The sequence below is a fragment of the Psychrobacter sp. Sarcosine-3u-12 genome (assembly GCF_002836005.1).
Classification (GTDB): Bacteria; Pseudomonadota; Gammaproteobacteria; order Pseudomonadales; family Moraxellaceae; genus Psychrobacter; species Psychrobacter okhotskensis.
In genome coordinates, this window is sequence record NZ_PJBY01000067.1 from 1 (window position 1) to 15,760 (window position 15,760).

Genomic DNA, 15,760 nt, shown 5'->3' on the forward strand with positions numbered 1-15,760 from the left:
AGAAACAACAGTTTTTATTACATTTAATTACAATTTACTGTCTTGCTACTAACCTGCTTTCGTGACAAATTAGAGTCATACCAAGGATCAAAACGAAGCAGATTTTTATTTTGGTAAAAAATTGGCGATACTAAATTGGCAATACAATAATACGTCAGTTTTTACCGAAAATTTTGTAGCGGTCGTTGGTAAGGCAAGATGATAAAGGCAGGAATGCTATCTCATCTGTTGATTGTAAGTCATAAATAAAAGGACAATAATATGAATGTTTCTATCAGTGGTCACCATATCAGTGTTACCGATGCGATGGACAAAGCAGTTCGCGAAAAACTTGAAAAAGTAGAGCGTCACTTCGATCAGATACAAAGTATTAAAGTGATCTTATCGCTAGACAATAGCGGCGCAAGTGATGGTGGTAAAAAAAGCCATAAAGCCGAAGCGATTATGCGAGTCTCAGGTCAAGAAATGTTTGTCCAAGCACTTGAGGATGATATGTATAAAGCCATTAATGAGATGGCAGACAAGCTTGATAGACAAGTGCGTAAATACAAAACCCGTCAAGAGCGTAAAAAAACTCAGGGTGCAGGGCGTGATGGACGCTATGAAGACCTTACTACCGCTGATGTAGCGCCAGCCGTTTAGTTTTATTATGATTGACGCTCAATATATAGTGGCTAATAAACCCATAAATAGTATAGTCATTCCACTATAAAAGTATTACAGCGTTAACCTCGCTTGAAGTATCACATATACATCTACACTCGGTTGCCTTGTACTACTTTTAAATTGAATCGACTATATGAATAAATAATATAAATAGCCCATCGATTGAGTAATGACGTAATAAGCAATAAAAAGACCTCAAACGTATGTAACGTTGAGGTCTTTTTATTGGCTATCATATCGTCATTCTTTAACGCAAAAGATAGTGTAATTAATAAGGTTCAGTTTGTCTTAGCTACTAGTTTTTTCGAGGTGACTATCTTCAAGTGACTATCTTCAAGTGACTATCTTCAAGTGACTATATTAAAACGACTAACGAATCAACCGCTAGCCGCCACCAACTGCTTGTACCACCTCAATATTCATCCCTTCTACGATACGTAGCTGACCAAGTTCGCTCTTTGGGATTAGATCTCCATCGACCTCGACCGCATAGCGACCTTCGCTAAGTCCTAGCTCATTGATGACCAATTGCACGGTTTGATGGGTGGTCTGTAGGTGTTTACCATTAACACTAATGGTACTCATAAAATGTACTCCTTAATTGGTTAAAATTCCTTTTTTCGCCATATCGTTCAGTGACATCATTGTTATCTATCTTTTTCGCGGCTGTTAATAACTGTGTACGTCAAACAACTACCTTGCTCAAGCGAAACGCCGAAACAGCCAGCCATAGCCAACCTACAATCATTAAGACACCTCCAATAGGCGTGATTGCGCCAAACCAACGCGGCGCGCCCAAGGTCATTGCATACAAGCTACCAGCAAATATAATCACGCCAACCTGTAGCAACCATGCGCTCGTCTGAGTCGTATAGTTCAGGCGAATAAGGATGCCAACGAGCAACAAACCAAGGGCATGGACAAACCAATAGAGCGTTGCCGTGTGCCACCATTCAAGATGCTGAGTATTAACCATGCTTTTGAGACCATGAGCCCCAAACGCGCCTAAAGCAACGGCGACGGCCATATTAATCGCTGCAATAGCTATCCAATTTACCATGCCCAAACTCTTATCATTAGCCAAGCCTATCAATAGTGCAGAATAGAATGTTTGCGCCCGCCTTATTGAATGTCATCGGGCAAAATGACACTATCGATGGTCATAGCATCACGAATTTTATCCATAGCATTTTTTTCGATTTGGCGTACACGCTCAGCCGAGATAGAGTAAACCGCTGCCAATTCGTGCAAGGTAGATTTTTGCTCAGACAGCCAGCGCTGCTCAACGATATCGCGTGAACGATCATCGAGGGTATCCATCGCCGCAATCAGTGCTGATGAGTTGTTCTCTTCCCAATCCGATTCTTCTACCATCTCAGCAGGATCGATACCATCTTCTAAAAACAGCTGCGGCGCATAACGACCGTCATCATCATCGCTAGATTGCGCTTCAAACGAAGCATCATAAGAGGTGAGACGCGATTCCATCTCAAGCACTTGCTTACGAGTGACATTTAAGTCATTGGCAATGGCATCTGCTTCTTCTAATGTTAGCTGATTATTGGTCTTTTTGAGACTGCGTAAGTTAAAGAACAACTTACGATGCGCCTTGGTGGTCGCGACTTTGACAATGCGCCAGTTACGAATCACAAATTCGTGAATTTCCGCTTTAATCCAATGCACCGCAAAAGAGACCAAACGCACGCCTTTATTTGGATCAAAACGCTTGACCGCTTTCATTAACCCCAAGTTGCCTTCTTGAATGAGATCCGCTTGTGGTAAACCATAGCCTGAGTAACTGCGTGCGATGTGAATTACAAAGCGCAAATGCGACATAACGAGTAAGCGTGCGGCTTCCACGTCGCCTTCATCATAATAGCGATGGGCAAGCTCTTGCTCTTGCGTTGGGGTTAAAATAGGGATTTGGTGCACTGTATTGATATACGCGCCCAGATTGACCCCAGGCGCTGATAGATGCGTCGGCATCGCTGGCACTAAGTCACGCGTACTCGTATCTTCAAATGCACTCGCATCATAAGGTGGACGCGCAGCAGCAGCTTTTAGAGCTGCATCGCGCGCTTCGTTTTTTTCAGGCGCTGCGCCATCTCTTTTACGTGTTTTCGCAGCATCATTAGCAGTAGTAGCCATATTCTTGACCTTGGTTAAATAGATAAACAAACAGTCAGATAAAAATCTTTATTGTTGTAATTGTAAAGGATAGCGACGCTTAGTTGCTATCAGTTTTGGTAATGATGAAGTGATATATTGTATCGCAATGCTGGGATGATATGCCATCAGCCAGCGCTTCGTTGATAACTGGCTTAATGTCTTTATTGGTGACTTCGTTAACCATCAATTTTAAGCTAGGAGTCGTTCCAGCCTGTTGGCTTTGTTGACAAAAAGCGGTGATATCCGCTTGCGAGTTAGGGTCAGTGGCCACCACATATAACGACTCGCCCGCTGCCACCTCACGTAATGCTACTTTGGTTTTTAACAATGGCATCGGGCAGGCAAGTCCACGTCCGTCTACCAAGTTCTTTATAATAAGGGGTAGCTGCTTTGAGTCGATCGTAGCACTCAACTCAGTATCACCCTCATAAGAGGCAGACAATAAATCTAATAATTGGCGAATAACATGCTGCTGCGTATCAGACAAACTGGCTGGCAAACAGACAGAATAAGAGCCTGTTACGGTGATTAACTGACTGTCAGCGGACATAAAACCTACCCTTAAAACATTAAAACTGGCGTTTACAACTATAGAGAATTCAATAGCCTATTATTATTAATATTAACTTATCAATAGATTTGAGCCATTAATTAAAAAACAATAATGGCAAAGTCTCTCTACCGTGCATCATTATAGCAAATTGCCGCTATGTAGTTGCAGTTGAATATAGTCATCGTAATGTTTGGCTCACTAGAATAACTAAGCAAGGTGTCTTTTCATGGTGATCTGTGCAGATTGCTAGCAATAAACAGGCTGAAATTCAGCTCTAATAATTACATGGTTATGTTGCACAATCGTGACGCTCAGTCAAGTTATTGGTAGTTAAGTACAGACTGTAATTGACCTTGTATAAACAAGCTCGTATAGTCAAAATTACGTTGTTATCAATCAGATAGGATGCGCATTTGTATCACTCTAATAGACAGTCGCTATTTGGTAATAAAGACATCAATACATCGAATCAGTGTTTCACCGTTAAGGGCGCACCAAAAATGATATCGTCTACACCCAAGCAAAAAACGGGTCGTTTGCTCATGCCCCATGCCATAAAAATTGTCGTATCAGCTGCCTTATTGACAATGGCAACTGTCGCCAATAGTAGCGAAAGTACCGCTGCGCCATTTGCCTATGACTCGTGGCAAGACCCAGCTTCAGAAGCGCTCGATTTACCTAACTTACGCGGGCAAGGGCTGAGCTTTGCGGAGCAATATCAAAATAAGCTACTTGGCGAATGGTCGCTACAAAATATCAATGGTCGTGTCAAAATGGAGCACGATCCTTGGGTGCAAGAAACGGTCAAGGAGATGACGTGGCGGCTCAATGCGCAAGCGCGTCAGCAAGCACCCTTGGGCGTGGTCATTATCGACAATCCCAGTATCAATGCGTTTGCCGCGCCAGGCGGCGTCATCGGCATCAATACAGGGACGATACTGGCTGCGAGTAGTATGGATGAGCTGGCCAGCGTCGTCGCTCATGAAGTCGCGCATATTAGCCAACGCCATTACGAAAGCGGCGTTGATGAACGTAAAAAAGCCATGCTGATGCAAATAGGTGGCATGCTGGCCGCGATTGCCGCATCAGCGGTCGATGGTGATGCGGCAGCGGCAGTGATGATGGGCAGCCAAACGGCGACGATGAATAGCAGCATGGCGTTTAGTCGCAATAATGAGCGTGAGGCTGATCGGGTAGGGATGCAAATCATGACCCAAGCTGGATATGACCCACGGGCGATGCCCAGCTTTTTTGCGACGATGAATCAACAAAGCCAGCTGAATCAGACAGCCAATCGGTTTTTACCCAGTTTTGTACGTTCACATCCCTTGAGCAATGAGCGCTTGAGTGAATCGCAAAGTCGTGCGCAGCAGTATCCAACCATGTCATTAAGCCAGCAACAGCGTCATCAAGCGCTGTTCGATCTGCTTTATTGGCGTGTACAAAGTACCGGTAAGCATGCGTCTGAGACCACCTTGACGGCAGCCGCCAAAAACAGCTTAGGGGCCAAACTGTCACTGATGACTTGGTATAGCGAGCAACAACGCTTTACTGACGCCAATGAGATATTGGCGGAACTTGTTGCGTTACCAGTGGCGCGGCGGCAGGTGTTAGAGCCCTTGTTGTCGATTACCCACAGCCAAATTCTGAGCGAGCAAGGCAAGTGGCAGCAAGCCGCCGAGGTATTAGAGCGTCAGCAGCGTCTGTATCCTGAGCGCCGTGATTTGCGGTTGTATTTGGCTGAGGCGTTGACCAATAGTAATGAGCCGACCAAGGCACAAGCTTTGTTAAAACCTCTGACCCAGCAGCAGCCAGCCGATCGCTACGCTTGGCAAAGCCTACAACTGGCCAATGAAAAAATCGCTAAAACCACTGATTCTGCGCAACTTAAAAATATTGCTACCATTAATGCGCTACGTTATCGCAGCCATGACCAGCTCTGGAATGGACGTTACGAGCGTGCACTTACTTCCTTAACACAGGCCAAACAGTTGGCTGAACGTATGCAAACGACGGGGCAAGCAAGTAGTGCACGTCCGCTATTAGCGAGCATAAATGCAGAAATTAAAGACGTAAAAACCGCCAAAGACTTTAAGCCTTAGGCGGTTATGTGTATCTTTGAATCACCATTTTTAAAATTAGCACACGCCCTAGGCATTGATATTAAACAATGGTGTTTATTACAAAGCTATCAACCTTGCAACGCGTCTTTTACCAGCTTAGAGATGAGCGCTGGATCCGCACGACCTGCGGTTTTATTTTTTAATACGCCCATCACACTGCCCATGTCACGCATAGAGGTAGCACCTTGCGTGGCAATTTCGGCATTTACCAGAGCAGCAAGCTCATCATTATTCATCTGCTTGGGCATGAACTCATTGATGATATCAATTTCGAACTGCTCTTTGGTTGCCAAGTCGTCACGGCCATTTTCGGTAAAAATGCCAAGTGACTCTTGACGTTGTTTTAGCTGCTTTTGCAAAATTTCTAACACGCCTGCATCATCAAGCTCTATTTGACGATCAATTTCAATTTGCTTGATAACGGAGTGCACGTTACGCAATACCTTGACGCGTTCAAGCTCACGGGCTTTCATAGAGGTTTTAATATTGTCTGATAGGGTTTGTTTAAGGTCGCTCACTGTTATTATCCTTATAAGGTAAGTTTGTCGATAGGCAGTCTGCGAAAGCGGTCTTTTTAATGAAAGACGCTATTATCGGCAGTATCGACCGCAATAATAAAAATTGTAGCATAAAAAACGCCACTGATATCGATTGATAACAGTGGCGTTAATGTAGCGCTTGTACTTAACTAATCGTATTATCGATTAGTACATACGAGTGGTACGAATAGTTTCGCGTTGTAATTTTTTCTTATAACGCTTTACCGCAGCTGCTTTTTTGCGCTTGCGCTCTTGCGTTGGTTTTTCATAAAATTCACGTTTACGCACGTCAGATAATACACCGGCTTTTTCACAAGCGCGCTTAAAGCGGCGGATTGCGATATCAACTGGTTCGTTTTCTTTAACCTTAACTGCAGGCATGAAGACTCCTTATGAGGATGAGATATAAAGGCATTAGTTTGGTTGTGTATTAGTATTTAGCCGTAATATCTCAAGATTACAGGCATCAACTCAAACTAGGATAATCTTGTACTATAGCACAAGGGCGAGTATTTTAATAATAAATGCGAATAAAGTCAATGGTTTTCATGCATTTATCTCTCAGTATGAGTAATTGAAAAATATTTGGGCTAGCGCATTTTTTACAACCTATTAGGAAGTTTTTGGGTTTACTTATCTTGTTTATATTTGGTTAAATCCGTCACAGATAATCCAACAAAAAATCCCTACTGTCTATAACGGTTTGTCTTGTCTTTATGCTATGATAATTTCTATATAGTCAGTGACACACTAATGATTTTTGGGCATTTTATTGAGGATGTTGGAATGAAAAAAACAGTACTAAATACGGCTTTAAGCACCGCATTGTTGGTCGCTCTTGGATTTAGCGTGAGTGCTTGTAGCAGTGATAAAGAAGGTGGGTCGCATGAAGTAAAAGCCGTTGATCGGGTAGATGAGGCCGCCAAGCTTGCTCTTGCCAATGGACCTGAAGCTGAAGAGATGGATTTTCCAGAAACCGCACCGATGCCAGCGACAGATATGGCAGCGGACGGTACGGCAGTTGACGGCGCTACCACTGCTGAAGCGGGTGCTGATACGGATATGGCTGACAGTGCCGATGCGACTATGACTAGTACTAGTACGGATACAGCAGCTACTGATACTAGTGCCGCCACGCCCGTAGCGGATACCGCAACGACTGACGCTGAAGCAACTGCCAATTAATAGCGCTCAATGTGCAAGGCCGTGACGGATTTTATGCGCTGTAATGACAGCCGCTAAGATGAACCCTTATATAGAGGTATGATCATGAGTAATAAGCAACCGCGTATGAGTTTTGGTAAATGGACATTGTCGGTGTTCAGTATTAGCGCGTTACTGGCGCTTAGTGCGTGTAGTGGTGACAATACAACGGCTGAAGAACCAGCTGCGGTCAGCGAATCAGCTGACGCCGTCGCTGTCGAGCCAGCACCGCCGGTCGCTGAGCCTGAAGTGGTGACGCCCGAGCCTGCCGTAGAGAGCGAGGTCAGTGAAGCGATAGAAGAGCCAGTAGCCGAAGCCGAACCTGAAGTACTGGCTGCGGACGCTGGGGCCAAGCTTTATGAGGCGCAGTGCAAAATGTGTCACGCACAAGGGTTGTTAGAAGCGCCAAAATATGGCGATACCGCTGCGTGGAGTGCGCGCATTACTAAAGACAAAGAGACGCTGTATAGCCATTCTGCCAAAGGTTTTAATAAGATGCCCGCGCAAGCGATCAATGGCGTCACTGAAGCACAAGTGCATGCTGCGGTTGATTATATGTTGGCGTCTGTGAGCTGATGGGGCGTATTGCCATATATTCGCTATTGAAATTTGTTAAACTGACCGTCATTGTGACTGACAATGGCGGTTTTTTTATGCACGTTTTTAATGGCATAAGACGAAAACGCTGCAAAAGACTATATGAAGGCAAGAGTATGAAAGTATTGGGTTTAGAGACGTCTTGTGATGAGACGGGACTGGCGATTTTTGATAGTGAGCAAATCAATAGCGACAATCAAGGATTGGTCGGGCAAGTGCTGTATTCACAAATAGAGCTGCATGCACTCTATGGTGGTGTCGTGCCTGAGCTTGCCAGTCGTGATCATATTCGTAAGCTGGTACCTTTGCTCAATGAGTTGCTAGAGCAGTGTGATATTAAAAAAAGCGAGATTGATGCTATTGCATATACCAAAGGCCCAGGACTGATTGGCGCGTTGATGACGGGTGCATTATTTGGGCGCAGCTTGGCGTATGGCTTAGATATTCCAGCGATTGGTATTCACCATATGGAAGGACATCTGTTAGCACCGCTGATGGGTGCAAATCCACCTGCCTTTCCGTTTGTGTCGTTACTGGTGTCAGGCGGTCATACCTTGCTTATCGCTGCTCATGGCATCGGGCAATATGAAATATTGGGTGAATCGATCGATGATGCTGCAGGTGAGTGCTTCGACAAAGCCGCTAAAATGCTAGGCTTGCCTTATCCTGGGGGTCCCAATATCGCTAAACTTGCCGAAACTGGCAACCCAGACGCTTATTCGCTACCACGTCCGATGTTACATCGTGGTTTAGACTTCTCTTTTAGTGGTATGAAAACAGCCGTACACAACCTTATCAAAGACACTCCATGCTCAGGGGGTTCAGGCAATGGTGCTGAGAGTGATCCGCAAGTACGCGCTGATATCGCCGCCAGTTTTCAACATGCCGTGGTCGATACGCTGGTAAAAAAATGCGTCAAAGCACTCAAGCAAGCAGAGATGAGCCGCTTAGTCATCGCGGGCGGTGTAAGTGCTAATAGCCATTTACGTGAAACGTTAGAAGCTGAGTTGGCTAAAATAAATGCGACCGTCCATTACGCACCGCCAGCGTTATGTACGGACAATGGTGCGATGATTGCTTATGCCGGTTACGAGCGCCTGCAAGCGGGTCAATCAGATGATTTGGCGGTGAGCTGCGTGCCGCGCTGGCCGATGACAGAGCTACCAGCAGTTTAAAGGTGACTTTCTCAATACGCTATTCGTTAACCTTTATTAAACCTAAGGATGATCTATGCAGTGGCTCGCCATCGGTTTAGGAGCAGCAATTGGTGCATGCTTGCGTGCATGGCTTGGGCGTTTTAATCCGCAACACAGCTGGATTCCTTTGGGCACACTGGGTGCCAATATCTTAGGCGGGCTATTAATAGGCATAGCGCTGGTATGGTTTGGGCGTATAGGTAGTGACCTATCGCCCAATGTCAGGCTATTCGTTGTGACTGGTTTTTTAGGCGGACTGACTACTTTTAGTACCTTTAGTGCTGAGACCTTTGCTTTAATAAATGATGGCCGCCTGTTATCAGGGTTGATTTTGGTCGGTCTGCATGTAGGACTGACTTTACTGGCAACGGCACTGGGTTTTTATTTATTTAAGATGATTTTGTAAGCTTTGATAGATATTACTCGTTTAATGGTCTGATTTGAGTAGTTCTTTTATTGCAGTCTATTTTAAGTGATCTATTAATTGGTTTTTGGCACCTTTTAGGTGGTTCCCTTAGGGTATAGGCTATAAAAACTTCCTAGTTTAAGTTATTTAAACTCACCAAAATTGGATTTGATAAAATATCTAATGACGAAAAACATTAAGATATTTCCTATAAATAACATGAGCATTATGTAGGCATCACCAATATTTACGAGAAGTTGATTCTTACCTTTGTGTATCTGATAAATAATTTCATCATCAGCGCTAATACTTATGAGTTGCTTATAAGGGTTGTGGTACCAATATAATTTGGGGATTTTATACCAATGAACAGTAACTTCCTTACCTTGAATGAGAGTTATCTTTTCAGAAGGTATGCGACAACCGCCATTTCCATTAGGCATTCGCGCACCTAAATAACAATTGATAATCGTGTCGCTTCCATTGCTATTTAGTTTTAGCCAATACTCATTATTATAGGTTTCTCTTAGGGCGTGTCCCTAATTCAGTTTGCAATGAATCATAGTACAAGCTAGATACAGCATAGACTTATAATTACGAGCCAATTTCTCGTATCTAGTCGCAATACTACGGAAGTGCTTTAGCCTTGCAAACGTGTTTTCAACTAAGTGTCGTAGTTTATATAAATAATGATCAAACGCTACATCTGGTTGTTTAGCATTTTTTCTTTTAGGGATGACAGGGCTTATGTTATCTTGCTTTAGCCTAGTTCTAATGGTTTCAGAATCATAAGCTTTATCAGCAATAAAGTAGGTCGCATCCGTTAGCATCTCTATAATATCATCTACCGCTTGGCTGTCGTGGACGTCACCCCCAGTGATTTTAAAATCAATCGGGTTTCCATGCGAATCGACGGCGAGATGAATCTTGGTAGTGGTTCCACCTCGTGACTTTCCAGTAGCTCGAAGCTCTCCTCGTCTTGCGCCGCTTGAATGCTGATGACAGCGGATATAGCTTCCGTCTGCGAATACCCATTCTTCATCAATACTTGCTCGTAGGTCAAAAAAAATTGTTCCCACAACCCCTTTTTTGACAACCTATTAAAACGGTTGTAGGCCGTTTTCCATGGACATAGCTCACTCGGTATATCACGCCATGGCGCGCCTGTACGAAGTTTCCACAATATGGCTTCCATGACTTGTTTGTCGTTTTTCCAAGTATGACAGCCATGAGCCTTCATGGTACTTTGGAGTTGTTCCCATGTATTATCGGTGAGCACTGTTCTTGCCATAATTTAGAGAGCCCTGTTTGAAATAGTCTCTTTATTTTAAAGCCTTTATACTTACTTTTACAGATTAGGGACACGCCCTAGTGTTAAAACGCCTTCGCTGCTATAGATACTTGATTCATTAATCGGATATTTGTCAGACTTTCTATCTACATTTATCACAATAAGTATGTAGATAGTACCTACTACGACCATAAAGGTTAAAAAAACAATGTATAGCTTTCCAAGGGTAGATAAATCACGAAAACTTAAGTTCATTTACTGATTTTTCCAAGTAGCAGCTTGTTAAATGTATTGTTAATTTGCCATATTCCAGTGTGAGTAGCTGGGATAGACGTATTGAGTATAAGCCCTATATAGCACACTTACCAAAGATAGAATATGTATGGTAAGTACACCATGAAGTACACTGTGACTATTTCAGCGAGTTAAAACGTTGATACCATTAGCCTACAGCCTAAGTTTCGAGTCTTCACTAGGGAACCGTCATTTACCATAATGCTCGTCATAACGTAAGAGAGCGGACGATATTTCTTAACTGGAATAATTTAGTAAATAGCGAAATATTAAACCGGCTTTACTATTCCTTGTAGCAAACTCGCAAACCCTTGCATATAAGCGGTATCTTGGCTCGATGTGCGTGTCGCTGCATACAGCTGGCAATGCACACCATCACCCAGCGGTCGCGAGACGACCCAGCCCTTTTTCTCATATTCAGAGACCACCCAATCAGGTAATGCTGCCACACCGCGTTCACTAGCGACCAGCTGAATCAGCATCGCCGTCAACTCTGTCGTACGAATACTATCAAAACTGACCTGCGCTGGCGTCATAAAATTGGCAATGATATCGAGACGCTTGGCTTCCACCGGATAAGCAATTAAGGTTTCTTCAGTCAAATCATTTGGTTCAATAAAATCTTGCGCTGCTAAGTCATGCGTTGGTGAAAGTACCAAGCGACTTTCATACTCGAATAGGGGCTGATAGCTGATACCCTCTATTGATAAGTCACTGGTGGTAATTAATAAATCGATATCACCTTCCATCAATAAATGATGTGGCTCAGGTTCAAAACCCGTTGCAAAGTCCAGCTCAACATCCGACCATTCACGACGGTAATGATTGAGTATCGGCATCAGCCAATCAAAGCAGCTATGACATTCAGAAGCCAGACGCAATCTGCCTGCCTGACCATGCGCTAAGCGCTTTAGATTGGATTTGGTACGGGTAACTTGCGGCATGATGCTATCTGCCAATGCCAGCACAGTCTTGCCCGCTGGTGTAAAAGTCAGCGGACGCGTGCGACGGTTGACCAAGCTAATATCGTAATAATTCTCTAGCTCTTTTAGCTGATGTGAGACCGCAGAAGCTGTCACATGCAGCTCATCGGCAGCCGCAGCAAGTGAACCATGCGCTCGTAATGCAGTTAACGTATTGAGATGACGAAGCTCTAGCATAAGACAGCCCGCCTACTAAGTTGAGAAAAATTCATTATAGTACATATGTTGCTGACTTTCATTCATAGCGTATGATTAATGATTAATGAGCCATGAACAGCTAGCGCTTGCGTAACAGTAGCTGTGAGATAATGACCAATATTAAAGAAGCGACTAATAATAGTGTACCAATAGCATTAACTTCTGGCTTGAGTCCTACTCGTACCATGGAATAAATACGTAGCGGTAAAATCTCATAGCTGGGGCCAGTGACAAAAGTGGAAACCACTACGTCATCTAGCGATAAAGTAAAGGCGAGTAGCCAACCTGCCATGACCGCTGGCAGAATGACGGGAATAAGCACGGTACGTACCATCGTTGATTCGTTAGCGCCTAAATCTCTTGCAGCTTCCATCAAGCGCTCATCCAAGCTGCTTAAGCGTGCAAAGACAGTAATGACGACAAAGGGTAAGCAAAAAGTAATGTGTGCCAATAGTAGTGAGACAAAACCTAGCTGTAGACCAATCAGCAAGAACAGCGCCAATAATGAGATAGCCAATACAATCTCAGGCGACATCATCAGGACAAATAACAGTCCATTTAATAAGCCTTTACCGCGAAAGTTATAACGATGTAAGGCTAATGCAGTGAGCGTGCCTATCAAAGTCGAGACAGTGGCTGCCACCAATCCCAATACAATAGAGTGCCAAAATGCATCGAGCATCGCTTGGTTATTAAATAGCGATTCATACCACTTTAAGCTAAACCCGCCCCAGTTATAGCCAATTTTTGACTTGTTAAATGACATCACCACTAGGACAATAATGGGCAGATATAGCAAAGCATAAATCAGTCCGAGATAGCCTTTAGCCGCTATGCTGCCGATGCTAGGTTTCTTGATGTGACGCTTGTTCTTCACGGGTGAGTTCTTTAATGAGTTATTAGACATTAAGCCACCTCATTAAAGTCGGTCTTGCCGATGCGGCGACTACTGGCACGATAAGCGAGTAATAGTACGGCCATCGCTAGGGTCAATAATACGCTGGCAGCTGCGCCAAACGGCCAATCACGCGCATCCAAAAATTGATTTTTGATAATATTACCAACCAACAAGTTACGGGAGCCGCCCAAAATATCGGCCACATAGAACATGCCCATCGCGGGTAATAAGACTAAAAGCACCCCTGAGATAATCCCAGGTGTGGTCAATGGTAGTACCACATGCCAAAATGTCTGCGTTTTCGAAGCACCCAGATCCTGCGAGGCCAGTAGCATGTCATTGCGCAAGTCAGTAAAGACCGCATATAACGGTAATACCATAAAAGGAAATAATAAATAGGTCAGTCCTGCTATGACCGCGCCCTGCGTGTATAAAATATCGATAGGGCTATCAATCACGCCTATCGTTAGCAGCAATTTATTAATCAAGCCATTATTGGCAAACAGCAGTTTGAGGGCATAAGTACGTACTAGAGAGTTCGTCCAAAACGGCAGGATGAGCATCATCATCAATAGCGGCTGCCAACGTACATTGGCTTTAGAGACCAGCCAAGCAAAAGGATAACCGAGCAGCAAGCAGATGACCGTGGTGATACCTGCCATCCATAACGAATGGACAAATACCTCAAAATACAGCGGATCAATCATGCGTACATAGCTGTCGATACTGACAGGCAAGCTAATAAAAGCGCTGCTATCGCGAGTCAGAAAGCTGACAGCGATGACCAATATATTTGGCAATAACGCAAAAATAAGCAACCAGCCCCAGATCAGCCATAGCGTTGCGGTCCGAAAAGGACTTTTGTTGCCCAAATTGAAACGGCTATTAGCTGCCATTAGCTGACATCCTTTTGCACAGACATGCCTTGATGTTCGCTCGAATTGGCGGTTGACTGGTCGATTGAATCGTCATCTGGTAGCACCCATTCCCAGCCATCCACCCATGAGACCTTGACCGCTTCATTTAACTTGTAATCAAAACTTGGGTCATCTTCATCAAAGAATTCAGAGGCTTTAATAATATGACCGTTTGCGAGTTCAATAATCGAGTCTAAGGTGCTACCTTTATAATTACTCTCGATGACGCGGCCCAGTAATCCAGCGTGGGCGTTATCATTGGGATCATAAATCCGTAAATCTTCAGGGCGCAGCAGTAAGTTTACGATATCGCCCACTTGCACATCATTAGCAAAGTCCGGACGACGCAAATTACGTAATGTCGTCGGTCCGTCTTGCGCTTGCGATTCACATACTTCGACTTCGATACGCCCATTGCTGACTTGTCCATCACGATCTGGCTGGTCAGCGTAGACGCCTTTGACTTCTGCTCTGAATAAATTGGTCTCACCGATGAATTTGGCGGTAAATAAATTGGCGGGGGTTTCATAAATCTCAATAGGCGTGCCAATCTGCTGGAATCTGCCATCTTTCATCACCGCGATACGGTCTGACATTGACAGCGCTTCTTCTTGGTCATGAGTGACGAAGACAAAGGTGATGCCCAGTTCGCGCTGCAAGCGTTTGAGCTCAGACTGCATTTGCAAACGCAGCTTGTGGTCGAGCGCCGACAGCGGTTCATCAAGTAATAATAGTTTAGGACGATTAATCACCGCCCGTGCGATCGCCACACGCTGCTGCTGACCACCGGATAAATCTTGCGGTTTGCGATTGGCCAAATGCTCTAACTGCACCATGGCCAGCATCTCACGCACCCGCGTTTGAATCTCGTCTTTAGGAATTTTTTTAAGTTTAAGACCATAAGCAACATTTTGCGCAACGGTCATATGCGGAAATAAGGCGTACTGTTGAAACACGGTATTGACCGGACGCTTATCGGCTGACAAGCCTGCCATCTGTACACCATCTAGATAAATCGCCCCAGCGTTTGGTTGCTCAAAACCAGCAATCAAGCGCAGCAACGTCGTTTTGCCACAGCCTGATGGCCCAAGCAGTGTCAAAAACTCACCATGCTTGATATCGAGATTGATGTCCTTTAGCACTTCGGTTTGATCGTAGGTTTTTTTTAGACCAGTCAGTTGTAGCAGCACCTTATCGGCGTTCGGCGGCATAGAAGTTCTATGTGTGTTCATAGATGAGTCATTCATAATATAGTTTCCTAAGCGCTCGATAGACTGGGGCCGCGACCAAATAAAATCGCTGCAATTTCGATGACTGGCCTGAGCGTAAGCGTGGTCTGGTTGCTGCGTATTATAACAAACCCTTGATATAAATCAGTGCAAGTTCGTTATAAGTTCGCCATACCATTTTATTATGGGCCAAAAATTCGTTCTGATAACCTTTGCTTTCTTCTTAGCATTCTTAGGGTCTGTTGAACATTCAAATATTAGGACTGCTGATCGCTAAAATCGTCCCAAACCTTTTATCAAATCAGGCGTAAACCGACGATAATGTCGAGACCTTAGCTAGGTTTACAACAACGTTTGGGGTGATTTGAGCATCAGCCTTTTAGGGCAGAGCTATTTTTTGCCAATACATGGCGAAATTATCTAACCTAGAATGACTAGGCGTCAAAAATTTCACTGCGTATTGTCTAAAAAATAGCCACTGCCAGTTCCACATTTGAA

At 44.2% G+C, this 15,760-nt stretch carries 18 protein-coding genes; 6 read left to right on the forward strand and 12 right to left on the reverse strand.

The window, feature by feature from the left end; genetic code table 11:
- The first annotated feature begins 261 nt into the window (after positions 1-261).
- Entirely contained in the window at positions 262-642 is a 381-nt protein-coding gene (gene hpf, locus CXF65_RS01180; protein WP_025651923.1) for a ribosome hibernation-promoting factor, HPF/YfiA family, read from the forward strand.
- 408 nt (positions 643-1,050) lie between these two features.
- On the opposite strand, the gene thiS is transcribed toward hpf, so the two are convergent.
- The 4 genes from thiS to CXF65_RS01200 form a co-directional block, all read right to left on the reverse strand.
- Positions 1,051-1,251: a sulfur carrier protein ThiS gene (gene thiS, locus CXF65_RS01185; RefSeq protein WP_025651924.1), complete on the reverse strand. Its 201-nt coding sequence runs from the start codon at positions 1,249-1,251 to the stop codon at positions 1,051-1,053.
- A gap of 100 nt (positions 1,252-1,351) precedes the next feature.
- Positions 1,352-1,726 (reverse strand): DUF423 domain-containing protein, encoded by a 375-nt coding sequence (locus tag CXF65_RS01190; protein ID WP_101210736.1) that lies wholly within the window; start codon positions 1,724-1,726, stop codon positions 1,352-1,354.
- A gap of 62 nt (positions 1,727-1,788) precedes the next feature.
- Complete coding sequence (gene rpoH / locus CXF65_RS01195; RefSeq protein WP_198015432.1) at positions 1,789-2,652, reverse strand: RNA polymerase sigma factor RpoH; 864 nt, start codon at positions 2,650-2,652, stop codon at positions 1,789-1,791.
- A 241-nt stretch (positions 2,653-2,893) separates the two neighbouring features.
- Entirely contained in the window at positions 2,894-3,385 is a 492-nt protein-coding gene (locus tag CXF65_RS01200; RefSeq protein WP_025651927.1) for a sulfurtransferase TusA family protein, read from the reverse strand.
- Between the two features lie 416 nt (positions 3,386-3,801).
- Between CXF65_RS01200 and CXF65_RS01205 the strand changes: the two genes are divergently transcribed.
- Positions 3,802-5,490 (forward strand): M48 family metalloprotease, encoded by a 1,689-nt coding sequence (locus CXF65_RS01205; RefSeq protein ID WP_227523172.1) that lies wholly within the window; start codon positions 3,802-3,804, stop codon positions 5,488-5,490.
- 89 nt (positions 5,491-5,579) lie between these two features.
- Here CXF65_RS01205 and CXF65_RS01210 read toward each other — a convergent pair whose 3' ends face one another.
- Positions 5,580-6,029, reverse strand: a complete 450-nt coding sequence (locus CXF65_RS01210) for a GatB/YqeY domain-containing protein (RefSeq protein WP_101210738.1) — start codon at positions 6,027-6,029, stop codon at positions 5,580-5,582.
- A gap of 186 nt (positions 6,030-6,215) precedes the next feature.
- A complete protein-coding gene (gene rpsU / locus CXF65_RS01215) occupies positions 6,216-6,431 on the reverse strand; it encodes a 30S ribosomal protein S21 (RefSeq protein WP_025651930.1) in 216 nt (71 codons plus the stop codon).
- 405 nt (positions 6,432-6,836) lie between these two features.
- Between rpsU and CXF65_RS01220 the strand changes: the two genes are divergently transcribed.
- The 4 genes from CXF65_RS01220 to crcB all read left to right on the forward strand — a co-directional run bounded on the left by CXF65_RS01220 (position 6,837) and on the right by crcB (position 9,452).
- Positions 6,837-7,235, forward strand: a complete 399-nt coding sequence (locus CXF65_RS01220) for a hypothetical protein (protein ID WP_227523173.1) — start codon at positions 6,837-6,839, stop codon at positions 7,233-7,235.
- Positions 7,236-7,319: 84 nt separating this feature from the next.
- A complete protein-coding gene (locus tag CXF65_RS01225) occupies positions 7,320-7,829 on the forward strand; it encodes a c-type cytochrome (RefSeq protein WP_025651932.1) in 510 nt (169 codons plus the stop codon).
- 137 nt (positions 7,830-7,966) lie between these two features.
- Positions 7,967-9,025 (forward strand): tRNA (adenosine(37)-N6)-threonylcarbamoyltransferase complex transferase subunit TsaD, encoded by a 1,059-nt coding sequence (gene tsaD / locus CXF65_RS01230; protein ID WP_101210770.1) that lies wholly within the window; start codon positions 7,967-7,969, stop codon positions 9,023-9,025.
- 55 nt (positions 9,026-9,080) lie between these two features.
- On the forward strand, positions 9,081-9,452 hold the full coding sequence (gene crcB / locus CXF65_RS01235; protein ID WP_101210740.1) for a fluoride efflux transporter CrcB: 372 nt from the start codon (positions 9,081-9,083) through the stop codon (positions 9,450-9,452).
- A gap of 143 nt (positions 9,453-9,595) precedes the next feature.
- On the opposite strand, the gene CXF65_RS01240 is transcribed toward crcB, so the two are convergent.
- The 6 genes from CXF65_RS01240 to potA all read right to left on the reverse strand — a co-directional run bounded on the left by CXF65_RS01240 (position 9,596) and on the right by potA (position 15,280).
- On the reverse strand, positions 9,596-9,895 hold the full coding sequence (locus CXF65_RS01240; RefSeq protein WP_101210741.1) for a hypothetical protein: 300 nt from the start codon (positions 9,893-9,895) through the stop codon (positions 9,596-9,598).
- 96 nt (positions 9,896-9,991) lie between these two features.
- Positions 9,992-10,743, reverse strand: a protein-coding gene (locus CXF65_RS01245) for an IS5 family transposase (protein WP_145990073.1) whose coding sequence is annotated in 2 segments (ribosomal slippage) — positions 9,992-10,515 and positions 10,515-10,743 — 753 coding nt in all. Because the reading frame shifts where the segments join, the coding sequence is not laid out codon by codon here.
- A gap of 563 nt (positions 10,744-11,306) precedes the next feature.
- Entirely contained in the window at positions 11,307-12,197 is an 891-nt protein-coding gene (locus CXF65_RS01250) for a LysR family transcriptional regulator (RefSeq protein ID WP_101210742.1), read from the reverse strand.
- A gap of 100 nt (positions 12,198-12,297) precedes the next feature.
- On the reverse strand, positions 12,298-13,125 hold the full coding sequence (gene potC, locus CXF65_RS01255) for a spermidine/putrescine ABC transporter permease PotC (RefSeq protein ID WP_101210743.1): 828 nt from the start codon (positions 13,123-13,125) through the stop codon (positions 12,298-12,300).
- Positions 13,125-14,012, reverse strand: a complete 888-nt coding sequence (gene potB, locus CXF65_RS01260; protein ID WP_101210744.1) for a spermidine/putrescine ABC transporter permease PotB — start codon at positions 14,010-14,012, stop codon at positions 13,125-13,127. Before potB ends, potC begins: the two co-directional genes overlap by 1 nt.
- Positions 14,012-15,280, reverse strand: a complete 1,269-nt coding sequence (gene potA / locus CXF65_RS01265) for a spermidine/putrescine ABC transporter ATP-binding protein PotA (RefSeq protein ID WP_051395110.1) — start codon at positions 15,278-15,280, stop codon at positions 14,012-14,014. The genes potB and potA overlap by 1 nt, the downstream gene beginning before the upstream one ends.
- Positions 15,281-15,760: the final 480 nt, after the last annotated feature.